The organism is Pseudomonas sp. SIMBA_041 (genome assembly GCF_046535095.1).
Taxonomy (GTDB): Bacteria; Pseudomonadota; Gammaproteobacteria; order Pseudomonadales; family Pseudomonadaceae; genus Aquipseudomonas; species Aquipseudomonas mucoides.
The window spans coordinates 1-266 of sequence record NZ_JAWRXJ010000397.1 but is presented as its reverse complement, the minus strand read 5'-3'; the positions used below and the strand labels follow the sequence as shown (position 1 = coordinate 266).

Genomic DNA, 266 nt, shown 5'->3' with positions numbered 1-266 from the left:
AGCATCTCCATCGGCCGGCCAATGCGCCGGTTCAATTCGTCCAACGAACCCTGGCCGATCAACAGCAGCGGAAAACCATCCGGAAACGCCGCACGGTCACTGTTGAGGCCATAACCATTGGGCAGATAACGCGCCCGCTGTTCCGGGCAATAGACGAGCCGCACGTCCTTGCCAAGCAGCGCCGACAGCCACAGCGCTGCCGCATCGCCGGCATCCGGTACCCGCAGGGTGTCACGCCAGAGGGTCACCCCCCGCAGGTCGTCGTC

Annotated in this window: 1 pseudogene; it reads right to left on the bottom strand. The window is 64.7% G+C overall.

Annotation, left to right across the window (positions count from 1 at the left end):
• A pseudogene (locus tag SB725_RS31645) lies at nucleotides 1-266 on the bottom strand (MOSC domain-containing protein); the annotation flags it as partial.